Raw genomic sequence first — 20,297 nt, forward strand, 5'->3', positions numbered from 1 at the left:
CTTAGCCTATATCATTTTTAGGCACGAAAACAAGGTTCTCAACATGATTGGAAAACTGTGGAAGTCGGCGTTCGGCATCATCGTCGCTGCTTTCCTCGTCGCGGCATTCGCCCCACTTTTGTCTTCTGCCCCGGTTGCCCACGCAGATGAATCCTGCACATGGAAATGGGGCATCAAGCAGTCATTCCGCAGCTACGTCAAAGGCAATATCGCCCACGGTGGATGGGGTGCCAACGGCATTGGCTTCACGGGCGACGAACGAGGCGATGGTGCGTTCGTCTTTACTCCAGGAAAGCCCGATGCGTCTGGTGGGAACGTTACGATTCCGTTCAATGGAACGCTGAGCTTTACCGGCCACGATGGAGTCTTGGACATGACGATGTCGGACTTCAAGGTCAAGGCCTCTGGAAAGCAGGCGCAGATTTCCGTGGACTACGTCTCCTATGAGATGAACCGCCAAGAACTCAGCCGCGGTAAAAAGATCCAAGGCAATGATGAGGTAATCGCCACCATTAATCTGGCCAACCCCGTCAAAGATGGTGCCGGGAAGGTTGATTTGTCTGGATCTACCGCTCTAACCTCTGGCGGGGCCAAGCTATTTACCGGCTTCTACCAGCCGGGCGAAGCCTTAGATCCGTCCTCTGGCAGCATTGCGCTTGATGGCTCGTGTTCCGGATCTGGCTCCGGTTCCGGTGAGAAGCGTCCCTTGACGTCCATTACGGGTTCCTTCACGGGCTTTAATAAGGAAGCCATGGACACCCTGTCTGAAACCAATGACACGATGAACGGGATTACCACGTTCATGGGCAATACCCAGGCGTTCCTGGATGAGTTGGAGTCTTTCAACAATCGGGGGAGATCGAACTCGAATTCGGATGGTTCTGCTTCGGGTACGTCGAACTCCACTGGAGGAAACTCGGCTTCTACTAACTCTGCAGCGGGAAATTCATCACCGAGCAACTCTGGTTCGGGCGGAGGCGGCGGTGCCTCAGGAACTGGCAAAGCAGCGGGATCTGGTCCTGCGCACTCTGGAACTGCGAACTCCGGTGCCCCGGGCTCAGGTAATTCAGGTGCGGAAGCATCTGGCGGGGGCGATGCCGTCTGTGAGGCCACTGGGGTTACGCAAGCCACTGCTCAGTGGGGGTTAAAGAAATCCTTCCAGTCCTATATCACCGGATCCATTGCCCAAGGCCGATGGGATCTCTCTGGTGTTGGCTATGACAATGGACGTTTCCAATTCACGGGTAACTCCGGTGCCGTAAAAGATGGCGCGGGCTCCGTGCAATATGGCGGAAGCATGCAGTTCACCGGGCACCACGGCAAGCTGGATCTCAACATCGCCAATCTGGAAATCACCTTCAACGGCAATTCTGGCGAGCTTATCGCTGACGTGCGCTCTTCCAATATGGAAGGCAAGAAGAAAGACTTTGGGCGCACTGTTATTGGCACCTTGAGTTTTAATTCCCTCGACGTCGGCACGGACGAAGTGTTCGGTGAAGCTGCGGTATCGCTTTCTGAAGCCGGTGCCCAGGCACTCGCTGAGTTCTATGAACCAGGCACCCAGTTGGATCCGCTGAGCTTCCACGCCACCTTGGGCGGAAGCGCTGATTGCGGCGCCGTATCCGGTGGCGGCAGTTCTAGCTCCGGTTCCGGATCCGACGGATCAGGCGCGGGCGGAAACGGAAAGGGCAGCTCTGGTTCCAAAGGCGGCGCGCATGCCGCAGCCGGGGACTCAGCGCTAGCCGGTGACTCGGGGCAGGGATACGAGGACGGACCGAACAAATTCAAGGTCAAGTCCGCGACGTCTCCCGGCGGGGGCCTAGATAACCCGACCACCTATCTACTGCTCTTCATCGTCGGATTGATCATCGCCGGAGGCTCCACCAGCCGGCTTGTCATGAACAACTCTTAGAAAGATTGCCGTGAAACTCGTTCTTCGTTTCCTCGTGCCATTCCTGTGCATCTTCAGCCTTACCGCGTGCGGTGTGCAGGGAAGCTATACCGATCAGCTACCGGATCCCGCCGATCTCTCGGACCCCAGATCCTTTGAAGGTGTCAGCGATGTCAAGGATTTTGACGATATCGAGTCGGTTACTGATAAGGCAGAGCCGGCGCTTCCGGTGGAGCTTACCGATGCCGATGGTAATGACGTCACTGTCACCGATGCCTCCCGCATCCTCGCGTTGGATATCTATGGCACCTATACCAAGACTCTTAGCGGCTTGGGGCTTGCGGATAATATCGTCGGCCGCACAGTTTCTTCTACCGAGCCCAACTTGGCGGATCTCCCGGTGGTGACCGAAGGCGGCCACAATATCAACGTGGAGGCGGTGCTGGAGCTGCAGCCGACGCTCGTCATTGTGGATCACTCCATTGGCCCGCGCGATGCCATCGATCAAATCCGCGCGGCGGGTGTCACCACCGTGGTGATGGAACCTGAGCGCACCATCGGTTCGGTGGGCGAGGACATCACCACGCTTGGCGATGCCCTCGGCTTGCCCGACGAAGCACGCGAGCTAGCCGAACGATCTACCAAGGAAATCGACGAGGCAAAGGACGCCATCAAAGAGTTGGTTCCCGATGATCCGATGCGCATGGCGTTTCTCTATGCGCGCGGAAACGGCGGCGTCTTCTTCATCATGGGTGACGGTACCGGTGCGCAAGACCTGATAGAAGGCATCGGCGGCGTGGATCTGGCTGCAGAAAACAACCTTTCCCATGCAGAACCTGCTAATGCTGAGGCGCTGGCGCGCATCAATCCAGAGGTGATCATCATGATGACTAATGGCCTGGAATCCACCGGCGGCATTGACGGCTTGCTGGAGCGGCCCGGCGTTGCTCAGACCACCGCCGGCCAGAAGAAGCGCATCGTGACCATCCCGGACGGCCAATCGTTGGCATTTGGTCCCATGACAGGACAAACGCTGGTGAAGCTGGCAAAGGCTGTGTATGACCCGGACAATGAGTAAGGGCACGGACACCTTCGCGCGTCGACGCACGCAGCGCACTTGGGTATTCGCACTTCTGGGGATCCTCACCGTGCTCGCGGCGCTCATCTCCGTCGTGCTGGGGCAGTACTATGTACCGCTCTCTGATCTCTTTCCCATTTTGGCAGCTGGGCACGCGGAGGATTCCTTGACCGCAAGCGTGGTGTGGGACATTCGCCTACCGCGTTTGGTCTTGGGGCTCGTGGTGGGTGCGGCCTTGGGCGTGGCCGGCACGCTGATGCAGGCGGTGTTCGCCAACCCTTTGGCAGAACCATCCATTATCGGTGTTACCTCTGGTGCGGGCGTTGGTGCGGCCGTGGTCATCGTCTTTAATATCGAACTCTTCGGTACCTTTACCGTTCCCGCCGCAGCTTTCCTTACCGCGCTGCTGGTTACCTTCATTATCTATCAGCTTGCGCGCCACAACGGACGGGTTGCCGTGGTGCACCTGATTCTCACCGGCATCGCCATCAATGCGGTATGCAACGCCATCATCTCTTTCATGGTGTACTTGGCGCCGACCGCCAACCGCGAAGCGATCATTTTCTGGCAGATGGGCTCCCTCAACGGCTCGCAGTGGAAACACGTCTGGGCGGTACTGCCCATCGTGGTGGTTGGCCTCGCAGTGGCATTGCGCCTAGGCAAGCAGTTGGACGTCCTCGCGCTCGGCGAGCGCGCCGCCGCACATACCGGCGTGAACGTGCCGCGGCTGCGCATCGTGGCGATCGTGGCATCGGCAGTGCTGACCGCCGCGGCCGTTTCCTTCGCCGGCCTCATTGGCTTTGTGGGACTTATCGTTCCCCACCTGCTGCGCAGCATCGTCGGACCAGAAAACCGTATCCTGTTGCCGGCTTCCGCCCTTGGCGGCGCTGTACTCATAGGTTTCGCCGACGTGGCAGCGCGCACGATGATTCCTTTTGCGGATCTTCCCATCGGCATTTTCACCGCCCTGGTGGGTGGGCCAACGTTCTTCATCTTGCTGCGCCGCATGATGCGCAAAGGGGTGCACTGATGATAAACGCTAAAGACTTAACCGTTCGCGCGGGGGAGCACACCCTCGTGGACCAGGTGTCCTTCACCGCTCAAGCGGGCGAAGTTACAGGACTTATCGGTCCGAACGGCGCCGGCAAATCCACCGTCCTAGCTGCCGTGGCTGGGGACATCGACTATTCCGGTGAGATCACCGTGGGTGGGTTATCGCCCAAGGCGCCAGCGCGAGAGCTCGCGCGCACGCGTGCGGTGATGCTCCAAGACGTCTCGGTGTCCTTCGAATTCCTTGTCCGCGATGTCGTTGCGATGGGGCGCCGCCCGTGGGAAGGAACTGCCTACGCAGACCTCGACGATGACTTTATTGACGCTGCCCTCGATGCCGCCGGCGTCGCGCACCTAGCGGGCCGAGACATCAGCACGTTGTCTGGTGGTGAGCGCGCCCGCGCGGCCTTCGCACGGGTGCTTGCTCAAAACACCCCGATTATCTTGCTCGATGAGCCAACGGCCGCGCTGGATATCCGGCACCAAGAACAACTGCTGGGCTCAGTGAAAGCCCTTGCTCGCGAGGCAGGCGTCGCCGTCCTCGTGGTGCTGCACGACCTCAACGCGGCAGCAGCATATTGCGATCATCTCGTATGTCTGTCGTGCGGGGGAGTAGCAGCCCAAGGGCGCGTAGATGAGGTCTTTACCAGGCCCACATTGTCTCAAGTGTATGGCTGGCCGATATCCGTCGATGGGCTGCAGGTACATCCACAGCGTGCCACGCCCACCATTAACCCACTCTTCTCGCATAAATTGGAGGATTTCCATGTTTAAGAAAGTAGTGGTCACCGCTCTCGCGGCGACCGTGCTCACCGTGCCACACGCTTCAGCGGAAGAAACCTGCACCATCGAATTCGGGTCCTTGAACTGGGGTATTAAGCACTCGTGGCGGTCCTACCTCAAAACCGGTTTCGCTGCTGGTGATTGGTCCACTAGCGGCCCAGTGACGCAAACCGGTGATCCTAAGGGGAAGGATTTCTCTTTCGGCTTCGAGGTCGATCCTGAAACCTCTACGGTAACGGTAGATGAGGAGGGCAATGTGGTGTCGTCCAATATCGAGAGCAAAGACTCTTCGATAACGTTCACCGGTCACCACGGAGCTCTACATTCCACGGTTGTGGCACCTTTCATCAAGACCTCCGGTAATGAAGCCCAGCTCGGTTCCGGCTACGAGGTCTATCACGTAGAGGGTAAGAATATGCTTCAATACACCGTGGACGACCACATCGACGCTAATAAGCGCACTGGGGATGGGATCTTTGGCCACGGCACGGCGCGATGGACCAAGGAGGGAGACACGCTGACCCTTTCCGCCAGCGATGTGCGGTACAAGGAGCAGCAGGGGACAAAAGATGGAAAAATCGAGAGCGTAGACCAACTTTTCATGGGCATGTATAGCTCAGAGAACAAGCCTGAGCTTGATGATGCCCACCTAACCCTCAAGGTTTCTCCTGGTTGTGGCCAAAAGAAGGGAGAAATGCCGCAGAACGAACCTGCTCCGCAGCCGCCGGTAGCTGCGCCGGAAAAGGAAGAGCAGCCACAAAGTCAGCCACCGAAGGACAATCCAGCTCCGCAGCCACCAGCGACCTCACAGACCCCGGCACCGCCGAAGAAGCCGGAGACTCCGAAGAGCCCTGAGACTTCGGAGTCTAAGAAGCTGGGAACTGATAAGCCAGAGAAGGACACTCCCACCGGTTCTAGCTTCGCTAAGGTGTGGAACTACATCTTGGGCGTGGCAACCATTGGCAGCATGTTCGCCATCCTTGGGCAGGCGTTTATAAAGTCGGGCGCCCTTGAGAGCGTGCGTGCTCTACTCCACCGATAACAAGCTGCTGATCCGATAATAGGGGGTCAGCGGCGCGGGCGGTGTCGGCAGCCGCATCCCGAAGCCGCGCGCACCGCAGGCGGTGGGGTAGGGAGTTAGTTCTTTTGGTTGATTTCTTCCCACAAACCTTGTAAATAAGGATTGCCTAACCTTAAATTTATATTGAGACATTAGGTAATCATTACTTTGGAGGAAGTCAGTGACTGTGACGCTTAAGAAACCGTTATCCGTCGCATTGCGCGAGGAGACCGCCCACGCCCATGAGAATGCGGAGGGCTCGGCGTTTATGCAGCGACTCATGTCAGGCCAGTTGAGTGCTGAGGCCGCCGCCGATTTAAGCGGTCAGCTGTGGTTTGTCTATGAATCTCTGGAGCGCGCAGTCCGTAGTGTGGCACATACTCCAATCGCCGGTGCGGTGGCCGATCCACGCCTTGAGCGGCGCTTTGCTCTGGAGGCGGATCTGGCGGAGCTCGTCGGCGGCGACTGGCGTGAAAAGATCCGGATCCTGCCGGCGACAGCATCCTACGTTGCCCGCCTAGAAGAGGTATCCGGCAGCGCGGTAGAAGTGGTGGCCCATCACTATGTCCGGTATCTCGGTGACGTCTCCGGCGGTCAGGTGATTGCCGCGCGCCTCGGCGCCCTTTATGACATCGAACAGGAGGCGCTGAACTTTTATGACTTCAGTGCCATTGGCAAGATTCCGCCGTATCGCAAGGGGTACCGCAAACGCCTAGATGGCCTGATGCTGACTGCGGAACAGCGCGAGGCTTTGCTCTCGGAGGCGCAGCGCGCATTCGCTTTCAACTCGGGGATCTTCGCCGAGCTTGATAAGCGCCACTGATTTACTTTTTCTAATTTTACAATTAAGGTAAGGCTCGCCTAATTCTTTAGGTAAAGCTTCACCATTGCTCTCAAGAGGAGAAATTCATGAAAACAATATCCGTCATCGCCGTTGGAGCGGTTGCACTCGGCGCCGTCACCGCCCCAGTAGCCTCTGCCGATGAGGCTCCAGCCACTGTCCCCGCCGTGGAATCTGGCCAATTGAACTGGCCCATCAAGGAGTCTTTCATTCACCACGTGGACACCAGCCCGCTTGCCAAAGGCGTAATCAATACCACCGACGGTGCGGAGAAGATAGGAAAGGACTTCACCTTCCCGGTCGATGCGGCCCACACCACGCTGGATGCTGAGGGAAACGGCACTATTGGCACTCAGGGAACCGTGCACATTCAGGGCTATCCAGGCTTTGGCCCTAATGGTTCCTACGGTGTCGATCTCACATTCTCGGATATCAAGGTAGAAGTAGCAGGCCAAAACGCCACCATCACTGCGGACTATAAGCTTACGGGCGCCTCGGGCCCTCTTAAGAACAAGCCGGTCGAATTGTCCGGCAATGACGCCGCAATCTCTACCTTCACGCTAACTGAGTCCTTGGTACCGGAAACCGGAAAGACCTATGCCACAACTGATGCCCCCACCTCGCTGACCCAGACGGGCTCCGACATCTTCTTGGGCAAGTACCCGGTGGGGCAACCGCTTGACGATGCCAACTCGGATCTCACCGTGGCATTCGACGGTGCCTCCGAAAACCCTAAACCATCTGACCAGGTAACCCCAGAAAAGAAGCCTTCGGGCGACAACACTGCAGCCGATGGTTCTTCTTTCCACGGTTCTTCCTTCGGCACACTAGGCGAGACCATCGCGGCTATTATCGAGCGGGTAAAGAAAATCAGCGCTTTCTTCTCTGACCTCGTCCTTCCTGGTCTGAGCTTGTCGAAGTTCGTTTAAACAGCGAGCGCTCTCTCGCGGCTGCATTGTCTACGCCGCTCCGCCATGGCCACCCGATCTAGTCCTTGACTACATTAAATGGCCACGGTTCTTTTTGGTCCGCCGCCTTGGCATCGTCTGTGAATACGGGCTGCACGGCGGCTAAGTAATAGGGAATAAGGGGCACGGCAACTACACTAGGGCGAAGTTAAATCCGTCCGACTACGCGAATGCGAAGGTACATTTTCCCGTGGCTAAACTCCTCTACCGGCTCGGGCGCTGGTCATTCCTCAATAAATGGAAAGTCATCGTCACCTGGGTGGTCCTGCTTGCTGCCGCCGGCGGCGCTACCGCCTTGTTGATGAAACCGATGACGAGCGAGTTCGCTATCAAAGGCACCCCGTCCATCGATGCCACATACAAGACGATGGACCTTTTCCCGGAAGGCGGAAACCCCGCCAACTCCCCATCGGTGAACTTGGTATTCCAGGCCCCGGAGGGCCAAAAGCTCTCGGATCCAGCCAATGAAAAGGCCATCAACGCGGTCATTTCCCACCTCGAGGACAACCTGGAGATGGGCGATACCATGCGCTTTGGCAACCCGCTTGAGGTTTCGCCGCGGCTGCAGGATGAGGTTATCCATCAGTTCACGGAGATGGGGCTGCCGGAATCATCCGCGCGTGCCGATGCCGATAACCTCGCCATGGTCAACGAAGACGAGACCATTGCCTATACCACCTTCAACTTCGATGCCGAATCGCCCTATAGCGTGGATCAGGCCGATAAGGACATCGTGACGGAAGCGATGGACATCGGCAGGCAGCAGGGGCTTACCGTCGAGGCCGGCGGCGCCGGGTTTGGCGATGAGATTCGGGTTAACTCCACTTCCGAGATCATCGGCCTTGGCGTGGCCTTCCTCGTCCTCATCTTTACCTTTGGCTCCCTGGTCGCTTCTGGAATGCCGCTGATTTCCGCCGTCATCGGGGTCGGCCTGGGTGCATGCGGCATGCTGATTACCACGCACTGGATAGAGCTCAACAACATGACGCCGGTGCTGGCCATCATGATTGGCCTGGCGGTGGGCATCGACTATGCGCTGTTTATCCTGTCCCGCTACCGTGCCGAGCGGGCCCGCATGTCCGCCCCAGAAGCAGCCGGTATGGCGGCAGGAACGGCGGGCTCTTCCGTGGTCTTTGCCGGAACCACCGTCTTTACCGCGCTCTTTGCCCTGCTCATTGCGCGCATCGAATTCCTCACCGCCATGGGGCTTTCCGCCGCGGCAACCGTGGCTATCGCCGTCCTTGTCTCCCTCACGCTGATCCCCGCGATGCTCGGGCTTTTGGGGGACAAGGCGTTTAGCGGCCGCATCCCCGGCGTGGCCGGCAACCCTTCCCGCAAGGGAAAGGTGCGCCGCGGCCCAACCATGGGCCATCGCTGGGTACGACTGGTACAAAAGGTGCCCGGCTTGGCGATGGCCCTCGTCGTCCTCTCCCTCGGCGCCATGACCGCCCCCGTGCTCCACATGGAGTTGGCGCTGCCTGCCGATACCACCTCGAATCCCGATACCACCCAGCGCAAGGCTGCCGACCTGATGGCCGAGGGCTTCGGCCCTGGCGTCAACGGGCCGTTCCTCGCGGTTGTCGATGCCCACACCATCAACGCCGATTCCGCCGCACTCGCCCCATTGGTGGCGGCCCAGGGCGGGGATGACGAACCCGAAGAAGGTGCCGGCGAGCCGCCCGCCGATAATCCGGAGGATCATGCGCCTGACAACGCGCCTGAGCCCGCGCCCGACGAGGCGCCCGATCAGCCGGCGGACCTGCCAGCCGACCGGCCCGGTGATCACCCCGCAGAACACCCTGTTGACCAGCCTGGCGACCAGCCAGCGGAACACCCCGCGGATCAGCCCGGCGAACAGCCAGCGGAGCCGGAAATCGCCCCCGTCGCAGAGGTCGAGGACAAGGAAGACGCCGCCGCGCCGACCAGCGCCGAAGACAAGGCAGCGCTGGCGTCCTTCCTCTACACCGCAGACCAACTGAAGACGCTCGGCGGGGTAAAGCACGCACAAATCGTTGCACTCAGCGAGGACCAGCGCGCGGCACAAATCATGGTGACCCCGGAAACCTCGCCAACGGAAGCCGCAACCATTAATGTCGCGCACGCGCTGCGCTCTGCCACCAAGGAGATCGAAGGCACCACCGGCACCGAAATCGGCCTGACGGGCTTGACTGCCGTGCAGTTGGACATTACCGAGCGCCTGCGCGATGCGATGGCGCCTTACTTGAGCATTGTTGTGGGGCTGGCAATCGTGCTGCTGCTCGTCGTCTTCCGCTCCCTCTTGGTGCCGCTGGTAGCGGGCCTCGGCTTCCTGCTTTCGGTCGGTGGCGCCTTTGGACTCACGGTGCTGGTATGGCAAGACGGGCTGTGGGGCCTCGTCCCAGGCCCCGGTCCGCTGCTATCGTTCATGCCGATCTTCCTCATCGGCGTGACCTTCGGCTTGGCCATGGACTATCAGGTATTCCTGGTCACCCGCATGCGCGAGCACATCGCGCGGCATCCGAAGGGCACGACGGGGCCCTATAGCGCTGTCGATGAGGCCACCATCACCGGCTTTACCCAGGGCGCGCGCGTGGTGACGGCCGCCGCCATCATCATGATTTCGGTCTTCGTGGCCTTTATCAACCAGCCGCTGCCGTTCATCCAGATCTTCGGCTTTGCCTTGGCAGCGGGCGTGCTTTTCGATGCCTTCTTTGTCCGCATGACCCTCGTCCCCGCCTCCATGTTCCTCATGGGCCGCGCTACGTGGTGGATGCCCAAGTGGCTGGATAAGATCCTGCCCACCGTAGACATCGAAGGCACCGCGCTTGAGGAAGAATGGGAAGCACAACACGCGGATGACGGCCAGAAGACCAGGGAAGAAGAGGAAAATAAGGAATGAAGGACTTAAGTTTCGACATCGATAAGCGCCTGCCCGAAGGCCCCGGCAAGCATGGCCGCAGCGGTATTATCCACACCCCGCACGGAGATATCGCCACCCCGGCGTTTATCCCAGTGGCGACCAAGGCCACGGTGAAGACGTTGACGCCGGAGCAGATTCGCGCCACCGGAACGCAGGCGATTTTGTCCAATGCCTATCACCTCTACCTGCAGCCGGGCCACGACATCGTGGACGAGGCCGGCGGCGTGGCGAAATTCGAGAACTGGCACGGGCCGACCTACACCGATTCCGGCGGATTCCAGGTCATGTCTTTGGGCGTGGGGTTTAAAAAGGTCATCGCCATGGACTTGGCGGATCTCACCGAGAAGGATATCCGCGCCGCAAAAAGGGAGCGCATGGCCAAGGTAGATGAGGAAGGCGTGGATTTCCGCTCGATTATCGATGGCTCCAAGCACCGCTTTACGCCCGAAAAATCCATGCAGATTCAGCACGGGCTGGGCGCGGACATCATGTTCGCCTTTGACGAGCTGACCACGCTCATTGATTCGCGCACCTACCAGGAAGAATCCGTGGCCCGCACGCACCGGTGGGCGCAGCGGTGCCTAGAGGAACATGACCGGCTTACCCGCGAGCGCTACCACCGCCCGAAGCAATCGCTGTGGGGCGTGGTGCAGGGCGCGCAATACGAGGACCTGCGCCGCCAGGCCACCCGCGGGCTCTTGAACCTGGACCGCGCCGCGCGGGAGAAGGGTCAGCGCGGTTTCGGCGGCTTCGGCATCGGCGGCGCGCTGGAAAAGCAGAACCTGGGCACCATCGTGGGCTGGGTCTGCGACGAACTACCGGACGATAAACCGCGCCACCTGCTCGGCATCTCCGAGCCCGATGACATCTTCACCGCGGTCGAAGCCGGCGCCGATACCTTCGACTGCGTCGCGCCGACCCGCCTGGCTCGCCGCGGTGGCGTCTACACCCTCGATGGCCGCTTGAACCTCACCAATGCGCGGTTCAAGCGGGATTTCAAGGGCATCGACGAGGAGTTCGGCGGCTACGTCACGGAGAACTACTCGCGCGCCTACCTGCACCACCTGCTCAAGGCGAAGGAATTTTTGGCCGGCACGCTGTGCACCATCCACAACGTGGAATTCATGGTGCGGCTAGTAGATAATATTCGCGCCGCCATCAACGGCGGCTACTACGAGGACTACCGCGATGAATTCCTGGGCCGCTACTACGCGGCGTCGAAGGCGCGGTAATCTTCGCGCTTTTTCACCAGCTTGATAACAGTGGAGGTTATGGGCAAGAGGACGACCTCAATCAGCGTCTTCCACACAAAGCCCACCACCACGTAGTTGATGAACCCGCTCGTGGTGTCGATGCCGATGACGGGCGCGGCGATGGCGCAAAACAGCAAGGTATCGCCAAACTCGCCCACCACGGTGGAGGCGATCAGCCGGGAGAAAAGGCCCTTTTCACCGCTGCGCTTCTTCATCGCGGTCAGCGTCCATGCGTTGAGCAGCTGGCCCACCAGGTAGCCGGCTAGGGAGGCCAAAACGATGCGCGGCACCAGGCCCAGCGTGGCGGCGAAGGCTTCCTGGCCCTCATAGAAATCCGCCGCGGGCAGCCAGATGGCGATGTAGAAACACACCACGGCGAGCAGTGCCATCGCAAAGCCGATGTAGATGGCGCGCCGGGTGGACTTGAAGCCGTAGCACTCGGATAAAACGTCGCCCACGATATAGGCCAGCGGGAAGAGGAAGAAGGCGCCATCGGTCACGAGCGGTCCGAGCTGGACGCCCTTGGTGGCGTTGATATTAGAAATCAAAAACGTCACGACGAAAATCGTGACGAGCCAGGGGTAGAGAGTGGAATGAACGGGGATAAAGCGCACTTGAGAGGAGGGGGATTTTTCCATGCCCACCATTGTGCCAAACCGTATGCTGGGAATATGAATTCCGCGACCACCGGGGCAGGCCGCTACGCCCCGAGCCCTTCCGGCGATCTGCACTTTGGCAACCTGCGCACGGCGCTTCTCGCGTGGCTCTACGCGCGCTCGACGGGGCGCAGGTTTGTGGTGCGGGTGGAGGACATCGATAAGCAGCGCTCCTCCCGCGCGGCCGCCGAGCGCCAGCTCGCGGACCTTGCGGCCCTGGGGCTGGAGTGGGATGGCGAGGTCATCTACCAGCAGGATCGCGAGGCCGCCTATGCCGCGGCGCTCCAGAAGCTGCCGGTCTACGAGTGTTACTGCTCGCGCAAGGATATCCGCGAAGCCTCCCGCGCCCCGCACGCCATTCCGGGCCAGTACCCGGGAACCTGCCGTGCGCTTTCCGATGCCCAACGTGCCACCAAACGCGCCCAGCTCGCCGCCCAAAACCGCCAGCCGGCGCTGCGCCTGCGCGCCGATGTCTCCAGCTTCACCATCCACGACGCCCTGCACGGCGAGTACACCGGTGATGTCGATGATTTCATCCTGCGCCGCGGCGGGCAGGACGGCGGCTGGGCCTATAACCTGGCGGTGGTCGTTGATGATGCCTACCAGGGCATCGACCAGGTGGTCCGCGGCGACGATCTCTTATCCTCCGCCCCGCGCCAGGCCTACTTGGCCTCCTTATTGGGGATTGCGCCGCCTACCTACGTGCACGTGCCGCTGGTCCTGAATACCGCGGGCAAGCGCCTGGCCAAGCGCGATGGCGCGGTGACGATGCGGGATATGGGGGAGCCGAGGGGCATCGTCAAGCAGCTGGCGCAGTCTTTGGGCTATGAGGCGGAGACCGCCGCCGAGCTCCTCGCGCAATTCTGGCCGGAGGAATTGCGCCGCGAGCCGTATATTTGGCGCGCGTAATACTATCGAGCCCATGGAAGTTTTACTGGTTCTCATCGGGCTCATGCTGCTGACCGTCTTCGTCGTTGCGATCGGCGATAGGGTCGGGCTGCCCTGGCCCGCGCTGCTGACGATTATTACCGCCTGCGCCGTTTTCGTGCCGGGGCTGCCGCAATTCGACATCCCCACCGAGCTCATCCTTCCCATCTTCTTGCCGCCGCTGCTGTGGGCGCTGGCGCGGCGCACGTCCTGGGGTGTGATTCGCGGGCAGTGGGCGACCATCCTGAGCCTGTCCGTGCTCCTCGTCGTGGCTACGACCCTGGCCGTGGGTGCGACAGCCTACGCATTCCTGCCGGGGATTAGCATCGCCGCCGCCATCCTCATCGGCGCGGCCATCGCCCCGCCGGACCCCGTGGCCGTGGATGCGGTGGCCGAGCCCGCCGGCATCCCGCGCCGCATCATTACCACCCTGCAAACTGAGGGGCTATTTAATGATGCCGCCTCCATCGTCGCCTTCCACCTCGCGCTCGCCGCCGTGACCCAGGGCGGCGATATCTCCTTTGGCAGCGGCGTGCTGAGCTTCCTCTATTCGTCCGTCGTCGCGCTTGCCATCGGCTGGCTCATCGGGCGGCTGACGGCGCTGTTTATTACCCGCGTCCACGATGTGGTCGCGCGCAACGCCCTGACCTGGGTGGTGCCTTTCGCCACCTTCCTCGTGGCCGAAGAGCTGGAGGCCTCCGGTGTTATCGCCGTGGTCATCGCCGCCGTCGAGCTCAACTCGCGCGCCGATATCCAAGCCGAGGACCGGCTTTCCGGCCAGTCATTCTGGGAGACCATGGAGCTGCTGTTTACCGGCGTCGCGTTCGGCCTTATCGGGTTGACTGTTAATACGGCCATCGCGGAGGTCGGCTCGGATTTGTGGCACTCGGTCATGGTTGGCGTAATCCTCTCGCTGGTGGCCTTCGTGGTGCGTTTTGTGTGGATGTTCTTCTACTACCGCCTCAACGTCTCGCGCGGGCGCCCGCACGTTGCTCCGCTGCGGATGCAGGAGGTATTGCTGATGACCTGGTCCGGCATGCGCGGCCTGGTGACCTTGGCGCTGGTTCTATCCATTCCCACCGGCGTCTTCGCCTTCCACCACGAGCTGGCCGTTATCGCCCTGACCGTCCTGTTGGTCACCATGGTGCTGCCCGGCCTGCTGCTGCCGTGGCTGATGAGGCAGCTCGATCTCACTGAGGCCTCGCAGGCCGCCAACGATAAGATGCGCGCCGCGGTGGTCTCGCGGGCGCGCGCCGCCAGCATCGATGCGCTATCGCAATTCCGCCCCGAAGACGATGCCACCGGCGAGGCCGAAACGGTCGATCCGGAAATTTCCGCCAACGTCATCCAGTGGTTCGAGGACCGCCTGGGCGATGGCGAAAACCCCGCCGAGAATAACGACGAGCGCAAGCAGCGCGCCGAGGAGGCCCGCCGCGTCGCGCTGGAGGCCCGGCGCACCGCGCTGAACGCCGCGCAGAGCGAGCTCCTAGTCCTGCGCAAGGATCGGGCCTTCAATCCGGCCATCGTGGATGAGATACTGGAAGAGATCGACCGCATGGTCATCGGCACTAAGCACCGGGAGATTTAGCCCATGGATCCACAACACTATGCCGAGCTCGAGGACGCGATGGACTACCTCTACGATTTCCTCGACGAGGACTTGGCGGACCGCGTGCGCGCCGAGCGCGAGTTCGTTCCGGCGGGCTTAGAAAGCTTGCTTGCCGATGACTCCCTCGACGACTACGTCTGGCTCTGGATCAAGGACTCCGGGCCGAATGGCTTCCGGCAGTACCTGCGCGATGGCGGTTATTCCGAGACCGAGGTACGCCAGACCTTCGCGTGGGCGCGCAGCGAGTGGGGGATGAATACCCCACCGCATATCGCGTGGCTTAAAGAGGACGGCTACGAGCCGCCTCGCATCGATTAGGCCAGGCGGTACGGCCCCGCCTTGCGCACCGCTGCATCGATTACCTCCGGGTCCACTGAGACGGACTCAGCGTGCTTGATGACGACATCCGCGGTGGCATCCCCGGTCATCTCGAAGGTGGCTTGGCCCATTCCCGTATCGGCAAAGATGCCGTAGAGCTTTTGCAGGCACTTGCGCACGTCATTGTCATTGCGGATGCCATCGATGGCGATGCGGGTTTCGGTGACGGAAGATTTATCAGTCATAGAAACAGATTCTAATCCTTCGGTATTAGATGCGGCCGTTGAAGGCCTGGAGCGCGGAATCCTCGCGGGTGCCGCCGCGGCCATCGCCGTAGTCGGCGTAATCACCAATCCAGGCAATCCGCGATACCCACTTCACGGCCTTATACCCGTGGTTCGATTCCACGCGGGCGCGCACTGGGGCGCCCAAGTGCAGATCGATGTCCTGGTCATTGCGCGAAATCGCCAAAATGGACTGATTCTCCATGGCGGTCTCGATATCGAAGGCCGCGTAGAAAGGCTCGCGCGGGCGGTTATCGTACATCTTTTGCGCCAAGCCATAAGACTCGATGAGCACGTAATTGGCGCCTTCGGGGCGGGGGCAGAGTAGCTCGAGGACATCGGCAAGCTTGGGCCCTCCCCACTTGGAGGTCGCAGACCACCCCTGCATGCAGGTATGCGTGGCGATGTAGGACGTTTGCGGCAGCTCGCGCAACTGCTCAAGGGTGACGGTCTTTTCGGTGCCGTTGACATCATCGGCCACGGTAATGGCGTAGTTCTCCCAGCCATTGCGCTTGTACTCGGTCCACTCAGGGGATTCCTTCTCCGTCGGCGGCAGGCCGTTGGTCCAGTGGAAGGAGGAAATGGGCATCGGCGAGTCCTTGGTCTCCTTGGGCTTGCGCGGGTGGAAGTGGTTCAGCGAAAGCTTGCGGCCGATTTCGGTGAACGAGACCAAGAAATTATGCGCCCGGGCGCGGTCCGCCAAGGTCCAGTAGGACAGGGCAATCCAGAAGATGATGACCGCCACGATGGTGATGACGACGGTGGTAAAGGCCTGCACATAGCGTTCGGTGGAAACGTCGCCGAAGACGATGTGGACCATGTTGTACTCGCGGTGCACGAAGAAGACCAGCACCACGTGGACCAGGATGAACGCGGACATTAAGACCATGCCGATAAAGTGCAGAGACCGCGCACCTTGATGGCCGCCCAGCATCTTCACGAACCACGGGAAGCGCACGCGGATGGCCGGCGACATGCCCAGGCCGGTCACCATCATGAAGGGCGCAACGATGAAGATGACGAAGGCGTAGGCGAGTTGCTGGAGGGCATCGTATGGCGTGAAGTGCTCGATGCCGGGCGCGCTGAGGCTGATATAGACCTTGAAGGTATCCCAGGCCTCCGGGATGATGTCCCAGGATGTGGGGATGAGGCGCTGCCACAGGCCGGTGGCAAAGAGCAGCACGACGTACACCAGGCCATTGAGGACCCACAACATGACCGAAAGGCCGTGCCAGTGGCGGCCCAGGCCAATGTTTTCGCGGCCCGGCAGAGCCACGACCGGTGACCACGAAAGCTCGTCCATCAAAGAGGTATATACGCCCTCTTCCTTCGGTAGCTTGCGCTTGGTAAAACGCAGCCATTCGGTGCCAGGCGCGCAGTCATTGCGCCACCACAGGCGCGGCATGGAAGAAAGCATCTCCAGCCCGGAGCGCAGGAGCATGCCGATGAGTACAAAGTTGATGAGGTGCGTCGCGCGAAGCCACAAAGGAAAATCGGGGTTTTCGCCGAGAGCCAAGACATAGTCCATGGGGGAGCGTCCTAGGGAGATAGTTTATGGGAAAAGGGCTATCTCTATTTTGACGGCTTTTCATGGATTAAACAAGCAGGGCGGATTCTAGGGGTCGTTGCAACGATGATGGTTATTTTGGTGTGATACTACCGGTTTGTGTCAGGGCGTTGCCGAGACAAATTCCTCTGTGCTGCACGCACGAACTTAGCGAGTATGCCGGCATCGCGGGCCAGTGGGGAAGTAGCGGGGGCCCGACCCCCGGAAAGTGGACACATCGGGGGCTAGCTATGCTGCTGTGGTCAGTATAGCCGAAGACTTGGTTTCAAAGACATCAGGCGCTACGAGATTGCACCAGGAGTGCCGCCGGCGCGTGTTATAGCGCATGCACCACCGGAAGACCTCTTGGCGACAGGTAATTGGGTTGTCAAAGACTTTCCGATCACGTAGCACTTCACGTTTTAAGGTGGCGTTAAATGATTCTGCCAGGGCATTATCGGCACTAGTTCCCACCGCTCCCATGGACTGGCGGACACCTAACGACGAGCAGTAGTTCCTAAAGGTTTGTGAGGTGTACACACTGCCGTGATCAGAATGGAAAATAGCCCCGTCAAGACTGCCGCGCACGTCGTGTGCGTGGGCTAGAGCATCAATGACCAGTGAGACCCGCATGTGGTCTGCGAGTGCATAACCTGCAAGTTTACGCGAATAAGTATCAATGACTGTGGCCAAATACATGTTCTTACCTCCCTTACACGGCAGGTAGGTAATGTCGCCGACATACACACGATTTGGCTCTTTAGCTGTGAACTTGCGGCCTAGTAAATCCGGCATGACACGGTGACCAGGCTTGCGCCGGGTGGTGATGCATCGACGCCGTTTGCTAAAGCCTTTTAGCCCCATGGATTTCATGATGCGTGCAACCTTCTTGTGATTGACCGGGGTATACGCCAGGTCTTCCTTAAGGCTTGCGGCGATGCGTTTAGCCCCATAAAGACCATGCTCATCATCGAAGATGGTCTTTATTCTTGCACCAATAAGACCGTCAGAATATATCTTTAACCTGCGCTTTTTACGGGTGCTCACCCACTTGTAAAACGAGGAACGATTCAGCTTTAACACGTGGCACATCCGCATAAGCCGAGTACTCGGTTCGGTGGTCATCGACAAACTGGAAGCGGATCACCAGTGAGTCTGCTTTAAGCAAAATATTTCGCAGCCTTACGCAGGATATCGCGTTCTTCGCGCAGCTTAGAGACTTCTTTTTCCAGCTGGCGGATTCGCGCAGAATCATTCGCCGCTTGGGCTTTATCATGCACTGCTTTTATGCGGGCACGTTTGCCGGTGCCGTACTTTTTGACCCAAGAATGCAGCGAGGCTCGATTGATACCGAGCTCGGCTGATGCTTTGTTCAGCGAGAGGTCCTCATTGTTTTCATAGAGGGCCACACCGTCGCGTTTGAACTGTTCGGAGTACCTGGACATGGTGGTAGATTACCAATCTTGCCAGCTCGACTGGGTTGGATATCAGGTGTCCACCAAATGGGGGTCAGGTCCCGGGCAGTTCTGCCAGTATTGCTTGCAGGTGTTTGACTGCGCTGTTGGAGCCGTCTCGCGCGTACTCGTAGTCTCCACCGTGTCCGTGGGCTTTGATGAATAGGGCGCACAGGTGTGCGTCCTGAGCTTCATGAATAATGTCAACCATTCCCCCAGATCTCCTAGTCACCCCTTTTTCCAAGTGCTTTTTATTTTTCCCGAAGCCCGCCACGCTATGACCAAGTTAACGACCTGAACGGAGGTTAGCCTCATAATCCAACCGACCCCTTTTTGTTCGGACTCCGCCTGTTTCGTGATGTTTACGTCACTACATTCAGCAGGATCGGGCTTACTACATTCAGCAGGATCGGGCTTCCCAGAGGTGAGAATTGCGATTGTGCATACAAGTCCCATAAAAAGAGGGACAAATATGGGAAACTTTGTTGTACTAGTCACCATAAACAGGCCTATGCCGACTAGCAGTAGGACCACGAAGGGGTCAAGTCCGTTTGAGTGGTGTTTCTACCTTTCGATAGAGCATGCAGTGTGATGGTGTCAGGGGCCAGCACGTGCTCGGTGCTTTAACTGGTTCATGCGACCTCCTTGGTGGTGTCAGCGTCTATGACGTTGGCGGTAATCAATGCTTTGGTCTGTTCCAGGCTGGTTAGTGGCATGTAGCGGTTTTGCTGGATCCAGTCATCGTGTTGTTCTGCTAGGACAGCACCAACAAGGCGCACGACAGCGTCACGATTGGGGAAGATGCCTACAACATCCGTACGCCTGCGGATTTCACGATTGAGCCGTTCAGTAGGGTTATTCGACCAGACTTTCTTCCAGACGGATTTCGGGGCGTTGGTAAAAGCTAAGAGCTCGTCGAGGGCTTCTTCCAGGTAGCTGGCAACGTGGGGGAATTTATCTTCACAAAACGCTACGACCTCACGTGCTTGGGACCACACCGATTCCGAGTCTGGTTGCTGGAATATCGTATGAAACATCGCCGATAGGGTTGGCCACTGGGTCTTGGCAACCATCGAAGACAGGTTTTTAGAAAAGTGCGTTCGACACCGCTGCCAGGACGCATTCGGCAACACGTCACTAATCGCATGCTGGATTCCTAGATGCGCGTCACTGGTGACAAGATAGACCTCATTAAGTCCGCGAGCTTTAAGATCCCTAAAGAACCCAGTCCACGACGCCACAGACTCAGATGTAGCAACCTGCATGCCCAATAGCTCACGATAGCCTTCGGCATTAACCCCGGTAGCCACGAGGACGGAAGCTTTGACCACGCGTCCTCCTTCGCGGACTTTCATGGTCAATGCATCACAGGCAACATACAGGTATGGACCGGTATCGAGTGGTCGGGTACGGAAGTCTTCGACCATCTCGTCCAGGTCTTTAGCCATGTCAGATACCTGCGACTTTGAAAGATTATTAATTCCCAAACTGGCGACGAGATCGTTCATCCTGCGTGTGGACACGCCTTTTAAATAGCAGGTAGCTATTACGGTTGTTAGTGCTCGTTTGTGATGTCTAGTGACTTTTTGGACTCGGAGTCCATTGACTTTTTGGACTCGGAGTCCAGTTAGTTTTTTGACTCGGAGTCCAGGAAGTTTATGGACAGGATGTCTAACTACT

The 20,297-nt window shown here is 59.1% G+C and carries 16 protein-coding genes and 1 pseudogene; 12 read left to right on the forward strand and 5 right to left on the reverse strand.

Translation table 11 applies throughout. The annotated features are described in order from the left end of the window. Positions 1-43 precede the first annotated feature (43 nt). From ABRP88_RS07900 to tgt, 9 genes are all read left to right on the forward strand, one after another. Positions 44-1,912 carry an HtaA domain-containing protein gene (locus tag ABRP88_RS07900; protein WP_284785493.1) on the forward strand — a complete coding sequence of 623 codons (1,869 nt, stop codon included), beginning with the start codon at positions 44-46 and terminating at the stop codon, positions 1,910-1,912. Between the two features lie 10 nt (positions 1,913-1,922). Continuing rightward, a complete protein-coding gene (locus ABRP88_RS07905; RefSeq protein ID WP_284785495.1) occupies positions 1,923-2,969 on the forward strand; it encodes a heme/hemin ABC transporter substrate-binding protein in 1,047 nt (348 codons plus the stop codon). After that, positions 2,950-3,999, forward strand: coding sequence for a FecCD family ABC transporter permease (locus ABRP88_RS07910; RefSeq protein WP_410762138.1), 1,050 nt, complete (start codon positions 2,950-2,952; stop codon positions 3,997-3,999). The genes ABRP88_RS07905 and ABRP88_RS07910 overlap by 20 nt, the downstream gene beginning before the upstream one ends. Then, complete coding sequence (locus ABRP88_RS07915; protein ID WP_284785500.1) at positions 3,999-4,793, forward strand: heme ABC transporter ATP-binding protein; 795 nt, start codon at positions 3,999-4,001, stop codon at positions 4,791-4,793. Before ABRP88_RS07910 ends, ABRP88_RS07915 begins: the two co-directional genes overlap by 1 nt. Beyond that, positions 4,786-5,844, forward strand: coding sequence for an HtaA domain-containing protein (locus ABRP88_RS07920; protein ID WP_284785502.1), 1,059 nt, complete (start codon positions 4,786-4,788; stop codon positions 5,842-5,844). The genes ABRP88_RS07915 and ABRP88_RS07920 overlap by 8 nt, the downstream gene beginning before the upstream one ends. A 199-nt stretch (positions 5,845-6,043) precedes the next feature. Continuing rightward, entirely contained in the window at positions 6,044-6,685 is a 642-nt protein-coding gene (locus ABRP88_RS07925) for a biliverdin-producing heme oxygenase (RefSeq protein ID WP_349836877.1), read from the forward strand. Between the two features lie 86 nt (positions 6,686-6,771). After that, positions 6,772-7,632: an HtaA domain-containing protein gene (locus tag ABRP88_RS07930; RefSeq protein ID WP_284785507.1), complete on the forward strand. Its 861-nt coding sequence runs from the start codon at positions 6,772-6,774 to the stop codon at positions 7,630-7,632. Positions 7,633-7,861: 229 nt separating this feature from the next. Beyond that, entirely contained in the window at positions 7,862-10,549 is a 2,688-nt protein-coding gene (locus ABRP88_RS07935) for an MMPL family transporter (RefSeq protein ID WP_284785509.1), read from the forward strand. After that, positions 10,546-11,802, forward strand: a complete 1,257-nt coding sequence (gene tgt / locus ABRP88_RS07940) for a tRNA guanosine(34) transglycosylase Tgt (protein ID WP_284785511.1) — start codon at positions 10,546-10,548, stop codon at positions 11,800-11,802. Before ABRP88_RS07935 ends, tgt begins: the two co-directional genes overlap by 4 nt. On the opposite strand, the gene ABRP88_RS07945 is transcribed toward tgt, so the two are convergent. Next, the gene (locus ABRP88_RS07945) at positions 11,778-12,470 is read right to left on the reverse strand and encodes a queuosine precursor transporter (RefSeq protein ID WP_023024985.1); all 693 of its coding nucleotides are present in this window, start codon (positions 12,468-12,470) and stop codon (positions 11,778-11,780) included. The two genes, tgt and ABRP88_RS07945, sit on opposite strands and share 25 nt — an antisense overlap. A gap of 24 nt (positions 12,471-12,494) precedes the next feature. Between ABRP88_RS07945 and gluQRS the strand changes: the two genes are divergently transcribed. Genes gluQRS through ABRP88_RS07960 form a run of 3 tightly spaced genes read left to right on the forward strand, consistent with a single transcriptional unit; the run spans position 12,495 to position 15,333 of the window. Beyond that, on the forward strand, positions 12,495-13,388 hold the full coding sequence (gene gluQRS / locus ABRP88_RS07950) for a tRNA glutamyl-Q(34) synthetase GluQRS (protein ID WP_349836878.1): 894 nt from the start codon (positions 12,495-12,497) through the stop codon (positions 13,386-13,388). Between the two features lie 13 nt (positions 13,389-13,401). Then, positions 13,402-14,994, forward strand: a complete 1,593-nt coding sequence (locus ABRP88_RS07955) for a cation:proton antiporter (RefSeq protein WP_349836879.1) — start codon at positions 13,402-13,404, stop codon at positions 14,992-14,994. Between the two features lie 3 nt (positions 14,995-14,997). Continuing rightward, positions 14,998-15,333: a hypothetical protein gene (locus ABRP88_RS07960; protein ID WP_349836880.1), complete on the forward strand. Its 336-nt coding sequence runs from the start codon at positions 14,998-15,000 to the stop codon at positions 15,331-15,333. Here the strand turns inward: ABRP88_RS07960 and ABRP88_RS07965 are convergent. The 4 genes and pseudogenes from ABRP88_RS07965 to ABRP88_RS07980 all read right to left on the reverse strand — a co-directional run. Next, positions 15,330-15,578, reverse strand: coding sequence for a hypothetical protein (locus ABRP88_RS07965; protein WP_284785516.1), 249 nt, complete (start codon positions 15,576-15,578; stop codon positions 15,330-15,332). The two genes, ABRP88_RS07960 and ABRP88_RS07965, sit on opposite strands and share 4 nt — an antisense overlap. Before the next feature lie 25 nt (positions 15,579-15,603). After that, positions 15,604-17,145 carry a molybdopterin-dependent oxidoreductase gene (locus ABRP88_RS07970; RefSeq protein ID WP_239270014.1) on the reverse strand — a complete coding sequence of 514 codons (1,542 nt, stop codon included), beginning with the start codon at positions 17,143-17,145 and terminating at the stop codon, positions 15,604-15,606. Positions 17,146-17,412: 267 nt separating this feature from the next. Beyond that, a pseudogene (locus tag ABRP88_RS07975) lies at positions 17,413-18,608 on the reverse strand (IS3 family transposase). 641 nt (positions 18,609-19,249) lie between these two features. Beyond that, positions 19,250-20,297, reverse strand: a 1,048-nt coding sequence (locus tag ABRP88_RS07980; RefSeq protein WP_502879882.1) for an IS256 family transposase, incomplete at its 5' end; no start/stop codon positions are given.

Origin of the sequence: Corynebacterium sp. KPL2734 (assembly GCF_040225595.1) — a bacterium.
Lineage (GTDB): Bacteria > Actinomycetota > Actinomycetes > Mycobacteriales > Mycobacteriaceae > Corynebacterium > Corynebacterium rhinophilum.

What these genes read in the sequence shown, in the direction of transcription:
- gluQRS (WP_349836878.1), top strand. Translation starts at nt 12,495, where the DNA reads ATGAATTCCGCGACCACCGGGGCAGGCCGCTACGCCCCGAGCCCTTCC.
- ABRP88_RS07920 (WP_284785502.1), top strand. Translation starts at nt 4,786, where the DNA reads ATGTTTAAGAAAGTAGTGGTCACCGCTCTCGCGGCGACCGTGCTCACC.
- ABRP88_RS07970 (WP_239270014.1), bottom strand. Translation starts at nt 17,145, where the DNA reads ATGGACTATGTCTTGGCTCTCGGCGAAAACCCCGATTTTCCTTTGTGG.
- ABRP88_RS07900 (WP_284785493.1), top strand. Translation starts at nt 44, where the DNA reads ATGATTGGAAAACTGTGGAAGTCGGCGTTCGGCATCATCGTCGCTGCT.
- tgt (WP_284785511.1), top strand. Translation starts at nt 10,546, where the DNA reads ATGAAGGACTTAAGTTTCGACATCGATAAGCGCCTGCCCGAAGGCCCC.
- ABRP88_RS07965 (WP_284785516.1), bottom strand. Translation starts at nt 15,578, where the DNA reads ATGACTGATAAATCTTCCGTCACCGAAACCCGCATCGCCATCGATGGC.
- ABRP88_RS07945 (WP_023024985.1), bottom strand. Translation starts at nt 12,470, where the DNA reads ATGGTGGGCATGGAAAAATCCCCCTCCTCTCAAGTGCGCTTTATCCCC.
- ABRP88_RS07960 (WP_349836880.1), top strand. Translation starts at nt 14,998, where the DNA reads ATGGATCCACAACACTATGCCGAGCTCGAGGACGCGATGGACTACCTC.
- ABRP88_RS07910 (WP_410762138.1), top strand. Translation starts at nt 2,950, where the DNA reads ATGACCCGGACAATGAGTAAGGGCACGGACACCTTCGCGCGTCGACGC.
- ABRP88_RS07955 (WP_349836879.1), top strand. Translation starts at nt 13,402, where the DNA reads ATGGAAGTTTTACTGGTTCTCATCGGGCTCATGCTGCTGACCGTCTTC.
- ABRP88_RS07915 (WP_284785500.1), top strand. Translation starts at nt 3,999, where the DNA reads ATGATAAACGCTAAAGACTTAACCGTTCGCGCGGGGGAGCACACCCTC.
- ABRP88_RS07930 (WP_284785507.1), top strand. Translation starts at nt 6,772, where the DNA reads ATGAAAACAATATCCGTCATCGCCGTTGGAGCGGTTGCACTCGGCGCC.